The 2,153-nt window shown below is 64.4% G+C and carries 1 protein-coding gene; it reads left to right on the top strand.

The features are described 5' to 3' along the window. Positions 1 to 145: 145 nt before the first annotated feature. Positions 146 to 1,573: a rifampin monooxygenase gene (gene rox, locus VGS97_RS14710; protein ID WP_326854050.1), complete on the top strand. Its 1,428-nt coding sequence runs from the start codon at positions 146 to 148 to the stop codon at positions 1,571 to 1,573. The last annotated feature ends 580 nt before the right edge of the window (positions 1,574 to 2,153 follow it).

Raw genomic sequence — 2,153 nt, 5'->3', positions numbered from 1 at the left:
CTCGTGTGTGTGCTGAAATCAGCACAGGCTTCATCAGGCGTGTGCCAGACCCTCGTCGAAGCGTATGGAGTCACCTAGAGATGAAAGGAAAAGAGATGATATGGCGACAAGCAAGCCATCTGTTCTATCGGAAATGGGGGGTGTGATGATCGACGTGATCGTTGCCGGCGGTGGACCGACCGGCTTAATGCTGGCCAGCGAGTTGCGGCTGCACGGCGTGCACGTGGTCGTGCTGGAGCGGGAGACGGAGCCGAACGTGCATGCCCGCACGCTCGGCCTGCACGTGCGCAGCATCGAGATCATGGACCAGCGCGGTCTGCTGGAGCGCTTCCTCGCGCAGGGCCGACAGTACCCGCTCGGCGGTTCCTTCGCCGGCATCACCAAGCCGCGGCCGGACCGGCTGGACACCGCACATGCGTACATCCTCGGCATCCCGCAGAACATCACCGAGCGTCTGCTGAACGAGCATGCCATCGAGCTCGGCACCGAGATCCGGCGCGGCTGCGAGCTGGTCGGGCTGAGCCAGGACGAAGACGGGGTGACCGTCGAACTGGCCGACGGCACGCAACTGCGCTCACGCTACCTCGTCGGCTGCGACGGCGGCCGCAGCACCGTGCGCAAGCTGCTCGCGATCGGCTTCCCCGGCGAGCCCGCCAGGATCGAGTGGCTGCTGGGCGAGGTGGAGGTGGCCGCGCCACCGGAGGAGCTGGCCGCCGTGGCGGCTGAAATCCGCACTCCCCATCTGCGCTTCGGTCCCGCCCCTCACGCGGAGGGGGTGTACGGCTTCGTCGCGCGCACCGAGGAGGTGGCCGAGGACCGCGCGGCACCGCCGACCCTCGAGGAGTTCAAGCAACGGCTGCGGGAGCTCGCTGGCACCGACTTCGGCGTGCACTCGCCGCGCCGGCTCACCCGCTTCGGCGACGCCACCCGGCAGGCCGAGCGCTACCGCAGCGGTCGCGTGCTGCTGGCTGGCGACGCGGCACACATCCACCCGCCGATAGGCGGACAGGGCCTCAACCTCGGCGTCCAGGACGCCTTCAACCTCGGCTGGAAACTGGCTGCCGAGATCGGCGGCTGGGCTCCCGAGGGGCTGCTGGACAGCTACCACACCGAACGGCACCCGGTGGCCGCCTCCGTGCTGAACAACACCCGCGCGCAGTCGGAACTGCTGTCCCCCGAACCGGGCCCCCAGGCGGTGCTCCGGCTGATATCGGAACTGATGGACTTCGAGGAGGTCAACCGCTACCTGATCGGGAAGATCACAGCGATCGGGGTCCGCTACGACTTCGGCGGCGAGCATCCGCTTGTCGGTCGCCGGCTGCGGGATATCGAGCTCAAGCGGGGGCGCCTCTACGGGCTGATGCACAGCGGGCGCGGCCTGCTGCTCGACCAGACCGGCCAGCTTGAGGTTTCGGGCTGGGCAGATCGGATCGACCACATCGTCGACAAAAGCTCCGAACTCGACGTACCCGCCGCGCTGCTGCGACCGGACGGCCACGTGGCGTGGGTCGGTGACGATCAGCAGGATCTGCGCGTCCTGCTGCCAAAGTGGTTCGGCGCCGCCGTTAGTTGAGCACGCAGGTGTGGCCCGAAAGGGTGGGATCTTGTGACGATCCGCCTCCGACGGACCTTGATCAACAGCACCCCCGAGGTGCTGTTGATCAAGGGTGGCCCAGGCAAAGGGCGCGACCGTGGTGGCGCTGCATCGCGTCGCGTATCTGTGAAGTCTCGCTGCTGGAGACGTTTTTGTGAGGATCTTAGCCCTATCTCTATTTACCACTTTCAACACTGTCATACTAGAACTGGAGCGGCTTCTCAAATGGTAAATGGTTGTGCTGCTCACTCGTCACCTCAAGTCCACTGGTGGGGATCGGCGACGCATCAAAGGGGTGTGGATCTCGTTGTTATTTCCACTCTTCTCTGCTGATACCCCAGATGTGAAGCGGTTTGCTCAAGTATTTTTGTACCAGTGCTCACATTGGAGGGCAAGTGCTTACGTCGGAGGGCCAAACCTGCTCACTTGGTACGGCATTTACCACCTCATCAATACAAACTCGCGAAGTGAAGGAGCTCATCATGGCACCTCCTACCGTTGAACGTGCGCGCCTGATCGCTGAAGTCCTAGCCTTCGTGCGTGCAGCCCAACATCTGCC

Origin of the sequence: Actinocrinis sp., assembly GCF_035946395.1 — a bacterium.
Lineage (GTDB): Bacteria > Actinomycetota > Actinomycetes > Streptomycetales > Catenulisporaceae > Actinocrinis.
The sequence above is the reverse complement of the archived record's forward strand: the minus strand, read 5'-3'. Positions and strand labels throughout refer to the sequence as shown.